Below are 20,738 nucleotides of genomic sequence, written 5' to 3'. Positions count from 1 at the left end.
GCCACATCTGAGGGACTGGGCCTGTGAACAGGCCACCCCCACGGCATATCCACTCACAAACGCGCTCGGCCGCCTCGTGCCGCGCCGGTGGATCTGTGGTGAAACCACGACGCTGTCACCGTGCAGCACAACAAGGAGAGAACGTGCCAACCATTCAGCAGTTGGTTCGCAAGGGGCGCTCGCCGAAGGTCACCAAGACCAAGGCACCCGCGCTCAAGGCGAACCCGCAGCAGGCCGGGGTCTGCACCCGCGTCTACACGACCACGCCCAAGAAGCCGAACTCGGCCATGCGCAAGGTCGCTCGTGTCAAGCTCCGCAACGGCACCGAGGTCACCGCCTACATCCCCGGCGAGGGTCACAACCTGCAGGAGCACTCGCTGGTGCTCGTGCGCGGCGGTCGTGTCAAGGACCTGCCGGGTGTGCGTTACAAGATCGTCCGCGGCGCCCTGGACACCCAGGCCGTCAAGAACCGTAAGCAGGCTCGCAGCCGCTACGGCGCAAAGAAGGGTTGAGCTAGATGCCTCGCAAGGGACCCGCCCCGAAGCGCCCCGTCGTCAACGACCCGGTCTACGGCGCACCGATCGTCAGCCAGCTGGTCAACAAGATCCTCGTCGATGGCAAGAAGTCCATCGCCGAATCGATCGTCTACACCGCTCTGCGCGGCGTGGAGGCCAAGAATGGCCAGGACGCCGTTGCGACCCTCAAGAAGGCGCTCGACAACGTGCGCCCGACCCTCGAGGTCAAGAGCCGCCGCGTCGGTGGCTCGACCTACCAGGTGCCGGTCGAGGTCAAGCCTCACCGCGCCAACACGCTCGCCCTCCGCTGGCTCGTCAGCTACGCGAAGGGTCGTCGTGAGAAGACGATGACCGAGCGCCTCCAGAACGAGATCCTGGATGCCTCGAACGGCCTGGGTGCCGCGGTCAAGCGCCGTGAAGACACCCACAAGATGGCCGAGTCGAACCGCGCCTTCGCCCACTACCGCTGGTAACCCCTGACCGGCTCGGGGACCGGCCCACCTGGTCCGGTCCCCGACCCGCGTCGGCGGGTCACCATCCCCGCGACATCCGTCACTACACGTAAGGACTTCCCCGTGGCACAAGACGTGCTCACCGACCTCAACAAGGTCCGCAATATCGGCATCATGGCGCACATCGATGCCGGCAAGACGACGACGACCGAGCGCATCCTCTTCTACACGGGCGTCAACCACAAGCTCGGCGAGACGCACGATGGCGCCTCGACCACCGACTGGATGGAACAGGAGAAGGAGCGCGGCATCACGATCACGTCTGCCGCCGTGACCTGCTTCTGGAACAAGAACCAGATCAACATCATCGACACCCCCGGCCACGTCGACTTCACGGTCGAGGTCGAGCGTTCGCTGCGCGTGCTCGATGGCGCGGTCGCCGTCTTCGACGGCAAGGAGGGCGTCGAGCCCCAGTCCGAGACCGTGTGGCGTCAGGCCGACAAGTACGACGTCCCCCGCATCTGCTTCGTCAACAAGATGGACAAGCTGGGCGCCGACTTCTACTTCACGGTCGACACCATCATCAAGCGCCTGGGCGCCAAGCCCCTCGTGCTGCAGCTGCCGATCGGTGCCGAGAACGACTTCGTCGGCGTCATCGACCTGGTCGAGATGCGCGCACTCGTGTGGCCCGGTGACTCCAAGGGTGACGTGACCATGGGCGCCAAGTACGAGGTGCAGGAGATTCCCGCCGACCTCGCCGACCGTGCCGCCGAGTACCGCGAGAAGCTGCTCGAGACCGTCGCCGAGACCGACGAGGCCCTGCTGGAGAAGTACTTCGCCGGCGAGGAGCTCACGCTCGCCGAGATCAAGGGTGCGATCCGCAAGCTCACCGTCAACGGTGACCTCTACCCCGTGCTGTGTGGCTCGGCGTTCAAGAACCGCGGCGTGCAGCCCATGCTCGACGCGGTCGTGGACTACCTGCCCTCGCCCCTGGACGTGCCGGCCATCGAGGCCCACGACCCCAAGGACGAAGAGAAGATCATCGAGCGCCACCCCGACGCGAACGACCCGTTCGCGGCGCTGGCCTTCAAGGTCGCCGTCCACCCGTTCTTCGGTCGCCTGACCTACATCCGCGTCTACTCGGGTCACCTCGACTCCGGCGCGCAGGTGGTCAACTCCACCAAGGGCAAGAAGGAGCGCATCGGGAAGATCTTCCAGATGCACGCCAACAAGGAGAACCCGGTCGATTCGGTCACCGCGGGCAACATCTACGCCGTCATCGGCCTGAAGGACACCACCACCGGTGACACCCTCGCCGACCCGGCAGCGCCCGTCGTGCTCGAGTCGATGACGTTCCCCGAGCCCGTCATCGAGGTCGCGATCGAGCCCAAGACCAAGGCCGACCAGGAGAAGCTGGGTCTCGCGATCCAGAAGCTCGCCGAAGAGGACCCGACCTTCCGCACCGAGCTCAACCCCGAGACCGGCCAGACGGTCATCAAGGGCATGGGCGAGCTGCACCTGGACATCCTCGTCGACCGCATGAAGCGCGAGTTCCGCGTCGAGGCGAACGTCGGCAAGCCCCAGGTGGCGTACCGCGAGACGATCAAGAAGGCCGTCGAGCGTCACGACTACACCCACAAGAAGCAGACCGGTGGTTCGGGTCAGTTCGCGAAGATCCAGTTCGCGATCGAGCCGCTCGAGGTCACGGCCGACAAGACGTACGAGTTCGAGAACAAGGTCACCGGTGGCCGTATCCCGCGCGAGTACATCGAGCCGACCAACCAGGGCTTCCAGGACGCGATGAACGTCGGCGTGCTCGCCGGCTACCCCATCGTGGGTGTCAAGGCGACCCTGCTCGACGGTGCGTCGCACGACGTCGACTCCTCGGAGATGGCGTTCAAGATCGCCGGTTCCATGGGCTTCAAGGAAGCCCTGCGCAAGGCCGGTCCGGTCATCCTCGAGCCGCTCATGTCCGTCGAGGTGCGTACGCCCGAGGAGTACATGGGTGACGTCATCGGTGACCTGAACTCGCGTCGCGGTCAGATCCAGTCCATGGAGGATGCCGCGGGCGTCAAGGTCGTGCGTGCCCTGGTGCCGCTGTCCGAGATGTTCGGCTACATCGGCGACCTGCGCTCGAAGACCTCGGGCCGGGCCGTCTACTCGATGGAGTTCGACAGCTACGCCGAGGTTCCTCGCGCGGTTGCCGACGAGATCGTCCAGAAGAACAAGGGCGAATAACCCTGGTGCCGGGGGCTCGCCTCACCTTCGCGGTGAGCTCCCGGCATCCACCCAACTGAATACCGACCTGTCTACTAGACTGAACCAATCCCCGTAGCGCCCCGGTCGCAATCCAGCGCCCGTGCACTACACGACTGTCCTGAGGAGGACCCAGTGGCTAAGGCCAAGTTCGAGCGGACCAAGCCGCACGTCAACATCGGAACCATCGGTCACGTTGACCACGGCAAGACCACGCTCACCGCGGCGATCTCCAAGGTGCTCGCCGACAAGTACCCGTCTGCCACCAACGTGCAGCGCGACTTCGCGTCGATCGACTCGGCTCCCGAGGAGCGTCAGCGCGGCATCACGATCAACATCTCGCACGTCGAGTACGAGACCCCCAAGCGTCACTACGCGCACGTCGATGCGCCCGGTCACGCTGACTACATCAAGAACATGATCACCGGTGCCGCTCAGATGGACGGCGCGATCCTCGTGGTCGCCGCCACCGACGGCCCGATGGCTCAGACGCGTGAGCACGTGCTGCTCGCCAAGCAGGTCGGCGTGCCGTACCTGCTGGTCGCGCTGAACAAGTCGGACATGGTCGACGACGAGGAGATCCTGGAGCTCGTCGAGCTCGAGGTGCGCGAGCTTCTCTCCTCGCAGGACTTCGATGGCGACAACGCCCCCGTCGTTCGCGTCTCGGGCCTGAAGGCTCTCGAGGGCGACGAGAAGTGGGTTCAGTCGATCGTCGAGCTCATGGAAGCCGTCGACGAGTCGATCCCCGACCCGGTGCGTGACAAGGACAAGCCGTTCCTCATGCCCGTCGAGGACGTCTTCACCATCACCGGCCGTGGCACGGTCGTCACGGGTCGCGCCGAGCGCGGCACGCTGGCCATCAACTCCGAGGTCGAGATCGTGGGTCTGCGCCCGACGCAGAAGACGATCGTCACCGGTATCGAGATGTTCCACAAGCAGCTCGACGAGGCCTGGGCCGGCGAGAACTGCGGTCTGCTCCTGCGCGGCACCAAGCGTGACGACGTCGAGCGTGGCCAGGTCATCGTGAAGCCGGGTTCGGTTACGCCCCACACCAACTTCGAGGGCACGGCGTACATCCTGTCCAAGGAGGAGGGTGGCCGTCACAACCCCTTCTACACGAACTACCGCCCGCAGTTCTACTTCCGCACCACGGACGTCACCGGCGTCATCTCGCTGCCCGAGGGCACCGAGATGGTCATGCCCGGCGACACCACGGACATGACGGTCGAGCTGATCCAGCCGATCGCCATGGAAGAGGGCCTCGGCTTTGCAATCCGTGAGGGTGGCCGCACCGTCGGCGCCGGCACGGTGACCAAGATCATCAAGTAACTCTCTCGAGTTCCTTCACGAAACCCCCCGGAGCGATCCGGGGGGTTTCGTGCGTTCGGGGTGCGTGGGACGTCGCGGCGCCTCGGTAGTGTGGGAAGGCTGCGCGCGATCAGGGTGTGGCTCGATCCGGGGGAGGCCCACTTGCGTGCACGACAGAGGCGCCCGTTTGCTCGACGTGCCATCGCCGTACTGCTCATCTCGGGACTACTGCTCGCATCGTGTTCGGCGCTGCCTGATGCGGCCGAGGACGAGTCGAGTGGCGCAGTCGATGTACGCCAGCCCGCGGATCTGCCGCTGTCTGATGCGTTCGACGGCTGGCGCGAGGTTGACCCCGTGGATGAGGTATCATTCCGCGCCACGCAGGTCGATGAGGCCCACGACTGGAGCCTGCACATCACCAGCGAGCGCGCGGGAGGAGACGCGGGTCCCTCGCTGAAGCAGATCGCCTCGTTGCCCGCTGAAGGGGTGTACGAGGTGTCCTTCGTGGCGCGAGCCGTCGACCCGGACACCCATGCCCCCGCAGACGTCATCATCGGTAACCCGATCGACATGATGATGCCCGAAGGCCAGCGGGGCAGTTCCAGTGAGCTGAGCATCGGTCGACTCGACGCGGGGTGGACTTCGTACTCTCTGACCTACTCGACGCCGGGTCCCGACACTCGCTTCGGGGTCCGCATCCACGTCCCGCGAGAGGGTGAGGTGGTCATAGACGACCTCACGGTCACCGGGCCCACCGGCATCGTGCCCGTCCTAGCGAACGGCGGCTTCCTCGACACGTCGGCACCCCTCGCGATCACCAACCAGTCACTCCTGATGGACACGGAGGACGCCTACGTCGATCTCGCATCGCGACTTGGCTGGGACGGCGATGCCGAATGGGCGCTCGTAGACGAGGCAGGGATGGTGTCCGGCGAGGGGGTGGTGCGGATTACCGACGGTCTGGGGGAGATCGACCTGCGCGGCACGGCGCCGGGGCTTCACAGCTTGACGCTCGACGCCGACCTCGAGGGGCAGTCCCGCACCCTCGTGTCGAACGTGGGGATACTCGCCGACGGCCCGAGCCGCCGGGATCCGTCCACCATGGCGTTCGGCGTCCATCTGCACTATGAAGACGGCACTGCTCGCACCTCTGCTCTGATCGAGTCGTTCACCACTCTGGGTATCGGACATGTGCGCGCCGACGTGCCCTGGTGGTGGAGCGAGCGCGAAGACGGCACGTACGTGTACGACCGTGAGATCAGGGACGCCATGGCGCACTACGCGGATCTCGGTCTCTCGGCCCTGCATGTGCCGGTCTACTCCAACCGGCTGTACGACGACGGGCGGACGCCGAGCACGCCCGCGGGTCTCGCCGCGTACGCGGAGTACACCGCCGACATCCTGTCCGAGTTCGACGACGCCCACAGTGACGTCGAGGTCTACAACGAGTTCGAGCATCTCGGCACGAGTGCCTGCGGGCCGACTCCGGACTGCTACATGGACATGCTGCGAGCTACCGCTCCGGCCATCCGGGGCGTATCGCCCGATGCCCGTATCGTGGCTCCGGGTAACGCGGGGATGGGATTCCATCTGGACTGGCTCGAGAGGTTCTTCGACCTCGGCGGTCTGGAGCACATCGACGCGGTGAGCGCCCATCCGTACGTGAATCCGGAGGAACCCGAGTCTCTGATGGCGGATCTCGAGACGCTCTCGTCGATGATCTCCGCGCGACTGCCGGAGGGGCAGACCCGCGATATCTGGATCTCGGAGATGGGGTGGGCGACCATCCCCACGTGGGTGACGGATCGGCAGCAGGCTGCCTACACGCTCAGGTTCGCGGCGTTGGCGATCGCGCGCGGGGTCGAGCGCATCTACTGGTACGAGGCGGCCGACAGCGGGCGTTCCGACACCATCACCGAATCGAACTTCGGACTGTACGAACACGCGTCCTCCGCGTTGCCGAATGCGAATGCCCCCAAGCCCGTTGCGCTGGCGCTGGCGACATACGAACGGCTCATCGGCGACCGCCGCTTCTCGCACGTCGAGGACCTCGGTCCCGGGGTGCACTCGGTGGTGTACGGCGACGGCGCCTCGACCGTCCGCATCGCGTGGTCGACCGCTGCGCCGACGCCGATTCGCATCGTCGGCGAGCAGGTGGCGCTTGTCAGCATGACGGGGGCGCCGCTCGGTGGCGAGACGTCGGTGGCGGGGGAACGGCCGGTCGTCCTCACCGACGAGCCGGTCTTCCTCACTGGGGAGGCCTCGGTCGCTCTCGGTGATTGAGGAATCGACCCCCACATGGGTGGCGAGGGGACGCCGCGTACGGAATGCGCCTTCCGTGCAAGTACGCTGGGATGCGCGAACGGTAACGTGCCCGGTCGCGTGGGGTGGAGCAAAGTAATCGTGGTGCCAGACATACAACCTGAAACACCGTGGTGTTCGCTGATAACCGTGACGTACAACAGCGCACGCGCGTTGGAGGAATTCTGGGGGCGCGGCGCGTCGATTCCACCCGGTGTGGAGTGGATCGTGGTGGACAACGGGTCCACCGACGGCAGCCCTGAGATCGCCGAACGCGCGGGGGCGACGCGCGTCATCCGCCTCAGCGACAACCGCGGCTTCGGCGCAGCGAACAATCAAGGGCTGACCGTGGCGCGAGGCGGATTCATCGGTTTCGTCAATCCCGACATCCGCGTCGACTTCGACGACCTCGCCCGTCTCGCGGAAGTCGCCACGCGGGAACAGGCGGTCGTGGCACCGCAGCTGCTGAACGCCGACGGCACTGTCCAACCGAACGGCCGTGGCTTCCCCTTCCTGGCGGACAAGATCCGCAACAGGCTGGGACAAGAGTCCAAGCTCGCGGGCCGCTACCTCCTGTACGCGGATGCCGAGGAACCACGGCACGTCTGCTGGCTGATGGGAGCCGCGGTGTTCGGCAATAGAGCGGACATCGAAGCGTTCGGCGCGTGGGATCCGCACTTCTTCCTCTACTACGAGGACAAAGACTTCTGCCTTCGCGCCTGGCGTGCGGGGATACCCGTGGCGCTGGTGCCAGACGCCAGATGGGTCCACGGGTGGGCGCGGGAGACCGCGACGTGGAGAGCGACACCGTGGCTGCGTGAACTGGCCTCCATGGCCAAGTTCTACGCCCGCTACCCGGAGTTCCTCGGCCCCCGCCGTCTCGCCGCGCGGAAGCACGGGGACGTGCACCGGCGGGTCTACGAGGGAGCATCATGACCCCGCCCCCGCCGGTGTCTCTCGTCCTCACCGTGCTGAACGAAGCGCGCACGATCCCGAGCTTTCTGGCGAGTGTGAGAGAGCAGACCAGTGTTCCCACGGAGATCGTCGTCGTGGACGGCGGATCGACAGACGACACCGTGGCGATTCTGCGCAAGTGGACGCCGCCTGGCGGCTGCACGATGTCGGTCGTGAGTGCCCCCGGCGCGGGCATATCGGAGGGCAGAAACCGCGCCGTTCGCGCAGCGGCCCATGACATCGTGCTCGTCACGGATGGCGGCACCGTGCTGGAGCCGCGTTGGGTGGAACGCATGCGGGCGGCGTTCGACCGGGAAACCGAGCCGACCGTGGTGGGTGGGTTCTTCCGGCCCGTCGGAGCGGCCTTCATGGAGCGCGCCATCGCGTGCACCGGCACGCCGCGGCGCGAGGAGGTCTCGGAGGCGACGTTCCTCCCTTCGAGCAGGTCGTTCGCCTTCACGAAGAACGCATGGGAGAGCGCCGGCGGGTACCCCGAATGGCTGGACTACTGCGAGGATCTCGTTTTCGACCTGCGGCTGAAGGAACGTGGGAACACCTTCGCCTTCGTCCCAGACGCCGTCGTCACCTGGTCCGCCAGATCGAGCCTGCCCGGCTTCATGAAGCAGTATTACCGATACGCCCGCGGCGACGGCAAGGCCGGCCTGTGGCCGAAGCGTCATGCGGTGCGCTACGCCGCCTACGCGACGGGCCTCGCGCTGACGGGCGCGAGCTTCGCCCAGCCGTGGGTGCTCGTGCCCCTGGTGGTGGGCTTCGCGGCCTACACGTCGAAGTTCGTACGTCGGGTGTTCGCCCGGCGGGACCAATTCGGCGCGCTCACACCGCTCGCACTCGGTCTCGCCCCGGTGATCGTCGTCGCAGGTGACATCGCCAAGATGGCCGGCTACCCGGTGGGCGTGCGCTGGCGGGCGCGACGGCACCCAGCGGAAAGCGAGGTCTGATGCATCCGCCGCTGGAAGACCTCGCCTGCATCGTCGTGCACCACCGCAGTCCGCAGACGCTGCTCGCGACCGTTGATGCGCTGATCCACTCCGGTGTGGTGGCGGAGCGCATCCTCGTGGTGGACAACAGCGCGGAAGCAACGCTGGCCACGGAGTTGCGTCCTCGAGGCATCGGGCTTCTGCAGACGCGAAACCGGGGGTATGCCGCGGCCATCAACGACGGGCTGGCTGCGCTGGATCGTTCGTCTGGGATACGCGAGTACACGCTGGTGGCTACGCACGAATCCCTCGCGGAGCAGACTGCGGTGAGCGAGTTGCTCGCAGCGATGCGCTCCGACGACGCGATCGCAGTGGCGGGTCCGACGCTGGTGGTCGCCGGACAGACCGACCGGACGTGGTCGACCGGTGGCTACCTTTCACCATGGCTCAAACTGCCCAGACACCATCTCGCCGACGACGCGAGTGGTCGCGTGCGGGACCGTGATTGGCTGGACGGTGCGTTCACGCTCTACCGGACAGCGGAGTTGCGTGCGCATACGCTCGACGAGCTCTACTTCCTCTACTTCGAAGAGACCGACCTCCACACGCGCATGCGTGCAGCGGGGAAGCGGGTCGTATGGGTCCCCGCGGCCACAGTGTCGCAGACATCCAGTGGCATCCCGCCGCGCCTGCTCGGGCGCAATCTCTTCCTGTTCCACAGCAAGCTCTTCTCCCGCCGACGTGGACGCTGCGCCGTGCTCTACGAAGCGGCCAGGTCGCAGGCTCGCGTGCTGTTGGCGCGGCGCGGACGATGGTCCGACGCCCGACAGATCGTCGCCGGCTGGTGGGACGCGGAGCGACTCGTCACAGGGCGCGCGCCACGCCACCCCTACCCCAGCGAGAGCGCAGCACGCGGATGACCATGTCCGCGACGCACGTGTGGCTCAGAGCAGCGGCGGCCGCTCTTGTCTCGGTCGGTCTTTTCCTTCCGAGCATCTTCGACGAGATCGGCGGGCTGCGACTGTTCGTCGTGGCCGCAGGCTTCGTCGCCTTCCTGCTCGAAGTGCTGCTCAGTGCGCATGCTCCGAGGCGGAAGCTCGTTCTTGCGGTCGGCACTGCCGGCTATATCGGCGTCGTGGTGGTGCTGACGGAGCTCATCTCCCGCATGCTGCAGGATCGGATGTTCGCCGTGAACGCGCAGCATCTGTTCGTGATGCTGCCATTGTTCGCGGCACTCGGGACAACCGTCTATCGCTCGGCTGCTGCGCGCATCTATCTGCGCGTGCTGATGGCCGTCGCATCCGTCGTCGCTGTCCTCGCCGTGCTCGAATCGGTGCTGGGGCTGTCGCTGCTGGGTCGAGAGTACGAGTTCCTCACGAGTCAGCGGGAAGGGCCCACTCGCGCGCTGGTCGGGTCCGACAACCCACTCGTGCTGGGCGTGACTCTCGCTGCGCTCGTGCCGCTGACGCTGAAGCTTCGACCGGTCTGGTCAAGGGCCCTCCTGACCGCCCTCCTCATCGCGGGGGTGTGGGCCTCCGGCAGTCGCGCGCCCGCGATCATCGCGACGGGCGTTGCGATCGTGCAGTTCATCCCGTTGGTGCGCTCGCTCGTGCAGCGTTTCATCCTCTGGGTCTACATCCTCGCCGGTGCGGTGATCCTAGGCCTCGCATACGCTTCGGTGTTCCTGTGGAGCACATACATTCCCGGGGCTACAGGGGTCGATTACAGCTCGAACTATCGGTCCGCGCTGTACGCCCTCGTGCCTCAGGTGCTGTGGGAACACCCGCTCGGCTATCTGCTCGCGTCGCCGCCCCCGGGTCGGTGGATAGTGGGATCCGAGCTGCACGGAGATTTCGACATCGTGCGTTCGCTCGACTCGGAGATCGTCTTCGCGGTCTTCGGGCTCGGATGGGTGGGGCTCGCTTTCTTCATCGGGGCCCTGCTCCTTTCCATTTCCACACTTCGCCGCGACTACTCGCTCGGACTGTCGGCACTCGTTCTCACGTCGCTCGGATTCATCATCGCGCTTCACGGCTGGGATTCCATGAGTCCGTTGTGGTATGTGCTACTGGGGGCGTGCGCGACCATTAGCGTCGAACCTCGCTTGCGACGATTCGCCGGTCGCCGACGACGCCGCCGCGAGTCGGTGACGGCGCAGCCGGTAGGATCAGGCGATGGCAGGCGTCCTCGCGATGGCGTCTCTGATTGATGATGCTGGGGTGCGCATGATTCCGATGAACGATCTCTCAAGGGGGATTTCCCGCGACCGATTGTTGCTGGAGGAATCGATAAGAGACGTCCTCGACTCGGGTTATGTGGTCATGGGCCCACGTCACAAAGCGTTCGAAGGTGCCCTGGCGGAATACCTGGGGGTCGAACACGCTCTCGGTGTGGCTTCCGGCACCGATGCGCTTGAACTCGCGATCAAGACGGTGATGCCTGCGGGCAAGTCCGTCGTGCTCACCGCCGCCAACGCCGGCGGGTACACCTCGGTGGCGGCGCGTCGCGCGGGGTTCGACGTCCGGTATGCGGACGTCGACGCTGAGACGCTCTGCATCAGTCTCGACACGCTCGAAGCGGCGCTCGACAGCGAGGTTGGTGTGGTGGTGATCACGCACCTCTACGGGCGACTCACCGATATCCGCGGCCTCGTAGAGCACTGCCACGCTCGCGGAGTGCGGGTCGTCGAGGATTGCGCTCAGGCGATCGGGGCTCGGCTCGACGGCCGTTCGGCGGGTTCGTTCGGTGACGTCGCCGCGATCAGTTTCTATCCGACCAAGAACCTGGGTGCGATCGGTGACGGTGGGGCCGTGGTCACGTCGGACGAGCAGATCGCGCGCGAGGTGGCGCAGTTGCGCCAGTACGGTTGGTCGTCCAAATACAGCATCGCCATCCCCGGCGGCGTCAACTCGCGCCTCGACGAGATCCAGGCCGCCATCCTCCTCGCCCGGCTTCCGCTGCTCGACGGGTTCAATCAGCGCCGTCGGGAGATCGTGGAACGCTACAGGGTCGCGGCTTCCGATGGGCCGCTGCGCGTGCTCGCAGCGGACGGCGAACACCATGTCGCGCATCTCGCCGTCGCGTTGGCGAGCGACCGTGACGACGTGCGGGCGCGTCTGGAAGCAGGCGGCGTGCACACCGACGTCCATTTCCCCGTGCCGGACTACGCCCAGCCGGGGTTGGGCTCTGCGCAGGCGCGCCTGCCCACGACTCATGCCGTTGCGGGCCAGATCTTCTCGTTGCCGTGCTTCCCGGAGTTGCGCGACGACGAGATCCAGCAGGTGTGCGATGCGATCAAGGCACTGCGTTGAGTGCCCTCCGTCCATCGTCCCGTTACTTCGACAGGCAGGCCAGCTCTCATGACTGATGCATTCGTACATCCGCAGGGGATCTGCGAGACGGAGTCGGTCGGTGCGGGAACCACCATCTGGGCGTTCGCGCATGTGCTGCCGGGGGCTGTCATCGGCCGCGACGCGAACATCAATGATCATGTCTTCATCGAGAACGACGTCGTGGTCGGAGACCGCGTGACCGTGAAGTCCGGCGTCCAGCTGTGGGATGGCATCGAGTTGCAGGACGACGTGTTCGTCGGGCCGAATGCCACCTTCACCAACGATCCCTTCCCCCGGAGCAAGCAGTGGCCGGAGCGGTTCGCGCGCACCATCGTGGAGCGCAGGGCGTCGATCGGTGGCGGCGCCGTCATCTTGCCCGGCATCAAGGTCGGCGAGAGCGCCATGGTGGGTGCGGGAGCCGTCGTGACGCGTGACGTTCCGCCGTACGCGATCGTCGTCGGAAACCCGGCGCGCATTGTCGGCTATGCCGACACCCGTGGACAGGCCGACGACGTCGCCGAGTCCGCAGCAGGCCACCCGACGCCCGCAGGACTCACCCCGTTGCGAAACGTCAGCGACATGCGGGGATCCCTCATGGTGACGGAGTTCCGCTCCGACATCCCCTTCACTCCGCAGCGATTCTTCACCGTGTTCGACGTTCCTTCCCGTGACGTCAGAGGTGAGCACGCGCACTATGAATGCGAACAGTTTCTCGTCTGCCTGCAGGGATCCGTGCGAGCGATCGTCGACGACGGGCAGACGCGCACCGAGTATCTTCTCGACGGCCCGACCAGAGGGCTCCACATGCCCGCGCTGACCTGGGGCACGCAGTACGCTTACTCCCCGGATGCCGTGCTCGCCGTCTTCGCGTCCCTGCCGTACGACGACGCCGACTACATCCGTGTGTACTCCGAGTTCAAGCGGATCGTCGAGCAGAAGCGGGAGACCGAGGCGCTGGCGGGATCGGCGGCGAGGTGAGCGCGGCAGCTCCGGCGCCGTCGCCCTGGACCTCATGAAACGCATCCTTCGTGCGGCTCTGGTCGTCGGGACGAGTTCCCTCGTCGTAGTCGCCCTCGGGGCGCTTCGGCACAAGTTCATCGCCCTGGGGGTGGGTGCCGAAGGCGTGGGCGCACTCGGCATCCTGGCATCGACGGCGAACCTCGGCGTCGTGCTGTTCAGCGTGGGGCTGAACACCAGCGGCGTTCAGTCGGTGGCCGCGGCAGCGCGGGACCCAGACGCGCTGGCGCGCGTGCGGGCGGGCCTCCTGCGTGGGTCGATGTGGCTTGCGACCCTCGGTGGCATCCTCGCTGTCGCGGGTGGTCTGGTGTGGAGCGCGGCGCAGCCCGGCGGGGCGTTCGATCCGGTGATCGCCGTCGCGCTCGGGATCACCTTGTCCTCGATGGTGCTCAGCGGTGCGCAGCTGGCGCTGCTCAACGGCATGGGCCGGGTGGGACTGTTGGCGGTGTGCAACAGCGTCGGGGCGGTCGTGGGCACCGCGGCGACCATCGCCGCCCTGCAGTTCTCCGGCCAGGCGGGGATCGTCGCGGCGCTCGCGGTGGCACCACTGGCCACCGCTGTCTGCAGTTCCTGGTTCGTGTTGCGTCTCCGTGACCGGTCGCAGCGCGTGCTCATGCGGATGTGGATGCCGGAGTTCCGGGGCATGGCCTCCGTCGGGGGCATGGTGATGCTCGGCCTGATCGTCACCAGTGCCACGCAACTCGGGGTGCGATTGTGGATCGAAGACCGCCAGGGCATCGCGGCAGCCGGCCAGTTCCAAGCCGTGTGGACCATCACGACGCTCTACATGGGCTTCGTGCTGTCAGCTCTCGCCGCCGAGTACTTCCCTCGTATCAGCGCCGAAGCCACCGAGACCCGGCGGCTGAACAGGAGCGTCGATGTCCAGGTTCGGGTCGCACTGCTTCTCGCCTGGCCGGTACTGCTGTGGCTGATCGTCCTCGCGCGGTTCGTCCTGGAACTGTTGTACTCGGCGGAATTCGACCTCGCCGCGGGACTTCTCCGGTGGCAGTTGGTGGGCGATGTGTTGAAGATCGTCGGTTGGGCGGTCGCGTTCCTGCTGCTCGCGCGTAAGGCGCGCGTGTCTTTCTTCATCGGCGAGATGGTCTTCAATGCGACCTACCTGGTGGGGGTCGTCGCGCTCCCGGGGGAAGGGCTCAGCCGACTCGGAATCGCGTACGGATGCGCCTACGGCGTCTACGTGGCGGTACTCCTGGTGTTGGCCTTCCGCGAGACGCGCTTCCGTGTGAGCGTGCGGACTTCCTTGCTTCTGGCTATGGTGCTGGTCTTCGCGCTCGGCGCGGCGTGGGCGATGGAGACGGGTTCGATCGTCGGCGTGTACGTCGCAACGGCACTCGCCGCTGTCGGCACGGTTGTCGCTCTGTGTCTGCTGCAGCTGATGCGCGTCGCTGAGCGCCGCGAGGAGCAGTCTCAGCTCGAGGAACCACGCTCGCCGTCGACAGCCGACCGACTCGGATGAAAGGGCGACGCTTGGACACGCGCGCACAGGAGCTGATCGCGCAGCACCGACAGGAAGTCGACCAGCTCATCGATCTGGCGGAAGCCGACCTCTCCCGTGGCAGGCTGCGGTCGGCGGCCGCGCGGGTGCAGTCGGCCGCCCGCTACGCGTGGTACAGCCACCCCGGTGTCTTCAGGGACGAGCGCATGGAGAGACTGACTGCTGCGCTGGGATCGACGCTCGCCCCGGGCCGGCGCGCCTCATACGACGTCGCGGGCCATCTGGTTCATGTGGCCACGCAGGCATATCGGCAGGGCGGCCATACGAGGCTCATCCATCGTTGGATGACGAGCGACCCCGCTCGCACGCACTCGCTCGTCCTCACCGGACAGCAGGGCGTCCCCGTGCCGGATGAACTCAGCGAGGCGGTCGCGGCATCCGGCGGCCGCGTCATCGACCTGGGAGGGTCGAGTGACCTGATGGAAAGAGCCCGACAGCTTCGTGGGCTTGCCGAATCCGCGCCACAGGCCATCGTGCTGCACATCCATCCCTACGACGTCGTGCCGTCGATCGCACTGCAGGATGCTGCGCCGCCGACCGTGCTCCTCAACCACGCGGATCATGTGTTCAGCCTCGGTTTCGATGTGGCCGACCTGGTTGCGGACATCCGCCCCGCCGGCCAACGGCTCTCTCTCGCCGCTCGGGGCGTGCGGCCGGAGCAGACGACGGTCCTGCCGCTGCCGCTCACGCCTCCTCCAGCGTCGTCGCGGGCTGCGGCGCGGACCAAGCTCGGGATTCCCGACGATGCCGTCGTGCTGACTTCCATCGCCTCCGCGTACAAGTTCGGCGCGCCGGAGGGGCGGCACTTCGTCGACGTGCATCGAGAGGTTGTACGCCGGCATCCGAACCTGCACATCGTGGTCGCCGGGCCAACCGACACCGGCAGGTGGGCCGAGCTCGCAGCGGAGTCAGACGGTCGTGTGAGGGCGCTGGGCGTGATCGCAGACGTGGACGACCTTTACGCGGCGGCGGACATCTACATCGACTCGATGCCGTTCGCGTCGTTGACGTCCTTGCTGGATGCCGCGCTCAGGGGCCTCCCGGTCCTCGCGCTGACAGGGCGGATCACCCACACCGTGCTGAGCTCGGACGATATCTCCTTGGCGGGGTCTGGCGTGCAGTTCGCAGAGCCGGAACCGTACCTGCGGGAACTCGAAGAGCTGATCACCCGGGCTGACCACCGCGAACAGGTCGGTGCCGCCCGACGTGCTGCGGTGGCCCACGATCACGTGCCGCCCGCATGGAGCCGCCGCGTCGCAAGCCTGCTCGATGAGATCCCGCGGGCCGCGGCAGGTGCGCCGGAGGCGCACGCGGTGGCTCCGATAGCGAACGACCGTGCAACGATGTCGTGGATCACCGATGAGCTGGTGCGGTTCCAGATCGCCTCCGGGCTCTCCGAGCCGGTGTGGCAGGCGCAGTTGCGCGACGCGCCATATCTTCCATTCGCCGCAAGGGTGCGCCTTCTCTCCGCTGCGCCGCGGTCGGCCCGGATGGGTGGCGCGAGTTTTCTCCTGCCGGATGCACTGCGGTCGCGAATCAAGACAGGAATGCGTCGACTCAGAGGACGGCCGACCAGCGACAAGAGGCGTCGCCCGCCCGCCTCTAGAATCAACTAATGCAAGCCGAGTCCCGACGCGCCGCGCGCACTCAACGGTCCCGCGCGGAAGTGCAACGTCGGCATCGCCGACGGGCCCGCGTGTGGATAGCCGTCGGCGTGCTGACGATCATCGTGCTGAGCGCGCTCACATGGCTCGCTATCAAAGCGCTCACGGTGAAGAACGAACTGGAGGCCGCCAAGAGCCTCATCGCGAATCTGGACGACGGGCTGGAGCTGGACGCGCGGCTGTCGCTCGTCGGTGACCACGCGGTCCAGGCGGTCCGGGCAGCCAACGACCCGCTGTGGGCTGCGGCTGAGAGCGTGCCCGTTGCGGGAGAGAATCTCCGGGCCGTGCGGCTGGCGAGCGAGGCCCTCGACCTCATCGTGAATGACATCGCGATGCCGGTGCTGTCGGTCAAGGACGATCCGAGTACCGCGTCGCTGCTCCCGGCGATTCTGCCGATCCTCGAGACGAACGCCCCCGCGCTGGACCGGCTGGCGACGGACATGGACACCCTGCTGTCGGCAACGACGCTGATCGGGCCCGTGCGCTCCGGAATCGAGCAGGTCGGCAGCGTGACCACGATGGCGGCGCCGCTGGTGCGTGCACTCCCCTCGCTGCTGGGTGTCGAGGCGCCGAAGTCCTACCTCCTTGTGTTCCAGAACAACGCCGAAGCACTGCCGCTGGGGGGGAGTGCCGCATCCCAGACGCTCGTCTCGGCTGACAGTGGCAACCTCGCCATCACCGCGCAGGCCAGCAGCGCATCGTTCACTCCCGGTGTTCCTGTCGATGTCGCCGTCGATCAGAGCGCGCTCGATCTCTACAGCAGCTATCTGGTCGACCATGTGAACACCTCCACGAGTCGTCCGGACTTTCCCACGGCTGCGAAGATCCTGCGCGCGTTCTGGAATCGGGACATCGACCCCACGCCCATCGATGGAGTGGTTTCCATCGACCCCATCGCGCTCGGCCGGGTACTGCTCGCGACGGGACCGATCACGGTGAGCAACGTGGAGATCTCCAGCGACAACGCGCTGCAAGTGCTCCTCAGCGACGCCTATGAGTGGTGGAATCCCTACGCGAGCGTGGCAGAGGCCGCTGCATCGGATGCGTTCTTCGCAGGAGTCGCCCAAACGGTGTTCGCGAAACTCTCCACAGGGGAGTTCGACCTGAAAGACATGGCGTGGGCCGTGAGTGAGAGTATCCAGCGCGGCAACATCATGCTCTGGAGCGAGGATCCCCACGTCGCCGGGCTGACCGAAGGGGAGCGCCTTTCCGGGGCGCTGCCTGCGGACGACGCCGAACATGCGACAGTCGGCGTCTTCTTCAGGAACACCTCCGCATCGAAGATCGATTTCTACATGAACTCCGCCGTCGACGTCTCACAGTCATGCGAAGCGGGCACCACTTCTTTCACAGCGACTGCGACGCTCAATCTCGACATCACACAGGCCGATGCCGACGCCCTCCCCCCTTACGTCAAGAGCGGCACGGCCGGCTCCGAGCGGTTCCGCACCGAGGTCTTCGTGTACGGGCCGGTGGGTACGGTGGCCACCGGTCTGGCAGCCGACGGTGTCGCGGTGAACCCGCTTCGCAGCGACATTCGTGATTTGGGTCGGCCCGTCATCTCCTTCGAGATGTACATTGCGCCCGGAGCAACTGAGACAGTGACGGCGACCTTTTCCGGGGACGGGGAATTCGGGCCGCTTGATGTGCGCACCACCCCGATGATCAGGGAGACGGCTGTCACGACGAGCGCGAGATGTGGTCAATAAGTTGTCGGCGCATATAATCTGTGCAGGCTCTAAGCATTCTCATAGCTGAGTGCGCAAGTGAGGGGACCTGGGGGGAAACAGGTATGAATAGTGCAGGGGGGGTACGGCGACCGAGCGCCGTACGTCGAGCTCGAGGTCGCCCATCGCGTTCGCGTGAACGGGTGACCGTCCGTACTCGCGAGGGCCGCCCCGACTGGGCTGAGAAGTACGCCAGCAGGCTCTTCTACAGCGACCTGCTCGTCATCGTCGCGACCATCGTCGCCTATTTCTTCATCGCCGTCGAGGATGTCCGGCTGGACATCGCCTGGGGCGACGAGCGCACTGCGCCGTACTGGCTCTTGCTGTCGATATTCGCGCTGACGTGGCTTATCGGGCTCGCGGTGTTCGATACGCGCGATCGGCACGTGGTCGGAAACGGAGTTGTCGAGTATCGGCGCCTGGTGAATGCGACGCTGGCCGTTTTCGCGCTGCTCGTGGCTGCGGCGTTCTTCATGCGGATGGACTTCCCTCGATCTTTCTTCGCCGTGGCGCTTCCCACTGGGATGGCTTTGCTCGTGTTCTCGCGTTGGCTTTGGCGCCAATGGCTTCGCAGGCGGCAGATCAAGCGCACATACGTCTACCGCACCATCGTCGCCGGCGAGCCGTACAAGGCACAGCACGTCATCAGTTCCATTCAGCGAACCGAAGGCACCGGGCTGGACATCGTGGGGGTCGTCACGTCGCGGGGCGCATCAGGCGCCATCGAAGGCGTACCCGTCCTCGGTGACTATGACGCCATCGAACAGCTCATGGACAGCGCCGACATCGACACGCTGATCATCGCCGGCGCCGACGCGCTCGAGCCGACGACGATGCGCCGCATCGGCTGGGCGATCGCCGATCAGGACAAGTCCCTCGTGGTCGCTCCTGCCCTCACCGACGTCGCGGGCCCCCGTATCCACACCCGTCCGCTGGCAGGTCTCCCGCTGGTGAACGTGGAGTTCCCGACGTTGGAGGGCCAGAAGCGCTTCGTGAAGCGTTCGTTCGACATCGTGGGTTCTCTGCTGCTCATCGTGGTCACCTCGCCCGTGCTCCTCGCGACGGCGATGGCCGTGCGGCTGGAGAGCCCAGGCCCCGTCCTCTACCGGCAGACGCGCATCGGCCGACGCGGTGAGCGGTTCGGCATGCTCAAGTTCCGGTCGATGATCGCCGACGCGGACGATCAGCTGGCCAGCCTCCTCGACCTGCAGGGCACGAGCGACCGTCCGCTGCACAAGGTCATCGACGATCCCCGCATCACGCGCGTCGGACGAGTCATCCGCAAGTACTCCATCGACGAGCTCCCGCAGCTGTTCAATGTGCTGCTCGGGACCATGAGTCTCGTCGGGCCGCGGCCGCAGCGCGAGGCGGAGGTGGCGTTGTACGACGAGGCCGCCCAGCGGCGCCTGCTGGTCAAGCCCGGCATGAGCGGCCTCTGGCAGGTCAGTGGCCGGTCGGCGCTGTCGTGGGACGACGCGATCCGGCTCGACCTCTACTACGTCGAGAACTGGTCGTTCACGCAGGATATTCAGATCCTGTTCCGCACGGTCAGAGCGGTCGTCGCTCCGGGTGCCAGTGCCTACTGATCACGCACGCACGACTGCTCCCAGCCGTCTGCCCTCGACGAGCGGTCCGCGCCACGCGATCGTCGCCGTGCTCGCGATCGGCTACGGCATCTTCCTCGCGCTCGTCGTCTTCTGGCCCAGCCCCATCGACCGTCCGGTCGCCGCCATGCTCGAGCGGGTGATCGCCGAGCTCCACGAACGCGGAGTGCCGGCATTCGTCAATTACACCTTCATCGAGTTCACCGCGAATGTGGCGCTGTTCGTTCCCGTCGGCATCGTGCTCGGGCTCATCGTGCCACTGCGCTGGACGGTGGTCGCTCTGCTTCTCGGCCCTGCGCTCTCCGGCGCGATCGAGGTGGCGCAGCACCTGTTGCTGTCGGAGCGTTACTCCACCATCTCCGACATCGTCGCGAACGCCATCGGTTCGACGCTGGGCGTGCTGCTCGCCGTGACGGTCCGCGCGATCGTCGCCGTGCGAGACGACAAGGTCATCGCGCGCCACGAGGCCCTGCGTCGCTGACATCGAGCCTCGGTGCAGTCATGCTGGTCCCAGCGGATCGTCCGTGCACGTGAGGGGAAGGCCGACATGGGTATCGATGACGTGGTGAACAAGAGCAAGGAATTCCTGGAGCAGAACAAGGAGAAGATCGAGCAGACGCTCCGCTCCGACAAGGCCGAGGAAGTCAGCGACAAGGTGCTCGGAGCTGCGGCCGAGTTCGTCAAGAAGATCACCCCCGACTCGGCCGACGCGAAAGTCGACGAGGTGCGCGACAAGGTCGACGGCGCCGTCGGCACGGAGTCGGCCGGTGGGGCGAAAACGGCATCCGACGGATCAGCGGCGACGCCCGCTGAGACCGCAGCGCCTGCCGAAGGGAAGGATGCCGCGCCGCCTGCGGGCGGCAGCGCCTGAGCCGTCGTCACGACGCCCCCGGAGTCCGCTCCGGGGGCGTCTAGCGTTCACCGAAGGTGCGCGCCACCCCCCTTGACGGTCCTACATGCGCTTTATAACTTGTCGATGAGCACGTGCTGTGAGCGGTCCTGGGGGGCCACACGCCCGCAGAGGACACACGCGACTTGGAAGCCCGCTCGGGTTATCCGGACGTACACGGTGCGACGAGGGTGTGGACATGATCGGTGATCGGCGTGCGCGCAATTCAGGACGACGGCTTGCTCGGCCTTCGCGCGGAGGCGCG

Annotated in this window: 17 protein-coding genes; all 17 read left to right on the top strand. The window is 66.3% G+C overall.

Annotation, left to right across the window (positions count from 1 at the left end; translation table 11 throughout):
* Positions 1 to 143 precede the first annotated feature (143 nt).
* Positions 144 to 512: a 30S ribosomal protein S12 gene (gene rpsL / locus ACFVR6_RS10825; RefSeq protein ID WP_018187369.1), complete on the top strand. Its 369-nt coding sequence runs from the start codon at positions 144 to 146 to the stop codon at positions 510 to 512.
* A 5-nt stretch (positions 513 to 517) separates the two neighbouring features.
* On the top strand, positions 518 to 988 hold the full coding sequence (gene rpsG / locus ACFVR6_RS10820) for a 30S ribosomal protein S7 (RefSeq protein WP_257495791.1): 471 nt from the start codon (positions 518 to 520) through the stop codon (positions 986 to 988).
* A gap of 102 nt (positions 989 to 1,090) precedes the next feature.
* On the top strand, positions 1,091 to 3,205 hold the full coding sequence (gene fusA / locus ACFVR6_RS10815) for an elongation factor G (protein ID WP_386962550.1): 2,115 nt from the start codon (positions 1,091 to 1,093) through the stop codon (positions 3,203 to 3,205).
* A gap of 153 nt (positions 3,206 to 3,358) precedes the next feature.
* Positions 3,359 to 4,552, top strand: coding sequence for an elongation factor Tu (tuf, locus tag ACFVR6_RS10810; RefSeq protein ID WP_386962547.1), 1,194 nt, complete (start codon positions 3,359 to 3,361; stop codon positions 4,550 to 4,552).
* A 90-nt stretch (positions 4,553 to 4,642) separates the two neighbouring features.
* Complete coding sequence (locus tag ACFVR6_RS10805; protein WP_386962544.1) at positions 4,643 to 6,814, top strand: hypothetical protein; 2,172 nt, start codon at positions 4,643 to 4,645, stop codon at positions 6,812 to 6,814.
* A gap of 168 nt (positions 6,815 to 6,982) precedes the next feature.
* Complete coding sequence (locus ACFVR6_RS10800) at positions 6,983 to 7,768, top strand: glycosyltransferase (RefSeq protein ID WP_386962541.1); 786 nt, start codon at positions 6,983 to 6,985, stop codon at positions 7,766 to 7,768.
* Positions 7,765 to 8,745: a glycosyltransferase gene (locus ACFVR6_RS10795; protein ID WP_386962538.1), complete on the top strand. Its 981-nt coding sequence runs from the start codon at positions 7,765 to 7,767 to the stop codon at positions 8,743 to 8,745. Before ACFVR6_RS10800 ends, ACFVR6_RS10795 begins: the two co-directional genes overlap by 4 nt.
* Entirely contained in the window at positions 8,745 to 9,644 is a 900-nt protein-coding gene (locus ACFVR6_RS10790) for a glycosyltransferase (RefSeq protein WP_386962535.1), read from the top strand. Before ACFVR6_RS10795 ends, ACFVR6_RS10790 begins: the two co-directional genes overlap by 1 nt.
* Positions 9,645 to 9,646: 2 nt before the next feature.
* On the top strand, positions 9,647 to 10,933 hold the full coding sequence (locus ACFVR6_RS10785; protein WP_386962532.1) for an O-antigen ligase family protein: 1,287 nt from the start codon (positions 9,647 to 9,649) through the stop codon (positions 10,931 to 10,933).
* Entirely contained in the window at positions 10,899 to 12,035 is a 1,137-nt protein-coding gene (locus tag ACFVR6_RS10780) for a DegT/DnrJ/EryC1/StrS family aminotransferase (RefSeq protein ID WP_386962529.1), read from the top strand. The genes ACFVR6_RS10785 and ACFVR6_RS10780 overlap by 35 nt, the downstream gene beginning before the upstream one ends.
* 48 nt (positions 12,036 to 12,083) lie before the next feature.
* Positions 12,084 to 13,034: a WxcM-like domain-containing protein gene (locus tag ACFVR6_RS10775; protein ID WP_386962526.1), complete on the top strand. Its 951-nt coding sequence runs from the start codon at positions 12,084 to 12,086 to the stop codon at positions 13,032 to 13,034.
* A gap of 34 nt (positions 13,035 to 13,068) precedes the next feature.
* Positions 13,069 to 14,550 (top strand): oligosaccharide flippase family protein, encoded by a 1,482-nt coding sequence (locus ACFVR6_RS10770; RefSeq protein ID WP_386962523.1) that lies wholly within the window; start codon positions 13,069 to 13,071, stop codon positions 14,548 to 14,550.
* Between the two features lie 11 nt (positions 14,551 to 14,561).
* A complete protein-coding gene (locus ACFVR6_RS10765; RefSeq protein ID WP_386962520.1) occupies positions 14,562 to 16,205 on the top strand; it encodes a glycosyltransferase family 4 protein in 1,644 nt (547 codons plus the stop codon).
* On the top strand, positions 16,205 to 17,962 hold the full coding sequence (locus ACFVR6_RS10760) for a DUF4012 domain-containing protein (RefSeq protein ID WP_386962517.1): 1,758 nt from the start codon (positions 16,205 to 16,207) through the stop codon (positions 17,960 to 17,962). The genes ACFVR6_RS10765 and ACFVR6_RS10760 overlap by 1 nt, the downstream gene beginning before the upstream one ends.
* Positions 17,963 to 18,123: 161 nt before the next feature.
* Positions 18,124 to 19,566 carry a sugar transferase gene (locus ACFVR6_RS10755; protein ID WP_386962514.1) on the top strand — a complete coding sequence of 481 codons (1,443 nt, stop codon included), beginning with the start codon at positions 18,124 to 18,126 and terminating at the stop codon, positions 19,564 to 19,566.
* Positions 19,556 to 20,065, top strand: coding sequence for a VanZ family protein (locus ACFVR6_RS10750; RefSeq protein WP_386962511.1), 510 nt, complete (start codon positions 19,556 to 19,558; stop codon positions 20,063 to 20,065). The genes ACFVR6_RS10755 and ACFVR6_RS10750 overlap by 11 nt, the downstream gene beginning before the upstream one ends.
* Positions 20,066 to 20,131: 66 nt before the next feature.
* On the top strand, positions 20,132 to 20,455 hold the full coding sequence (locus ACFVR6_RS10745; RefSeq protein WP_386962508.1) for a hypothetical protein: 324 nt from the start codon (positions 20,132 to 20,134) through the stop codon (positions 20,453 to 20,455).
* Positions 20,456 to 20,738: the final 283 nt, after the last annotated feature.

Source organism: Microbacterium sp. NPDC058021 (assembly GCF_042885955.1).
GTDB lineage: Bacteria > Actinomycetota > Actinomycetes > Actinomycetales > Microbacteriaceae > Microbacterium.
The sequence above is the reverse complement of the archived record's forward strand: the minus strand, read 5'-3'. Positions and strand labels throughout refer to the sequence as shown.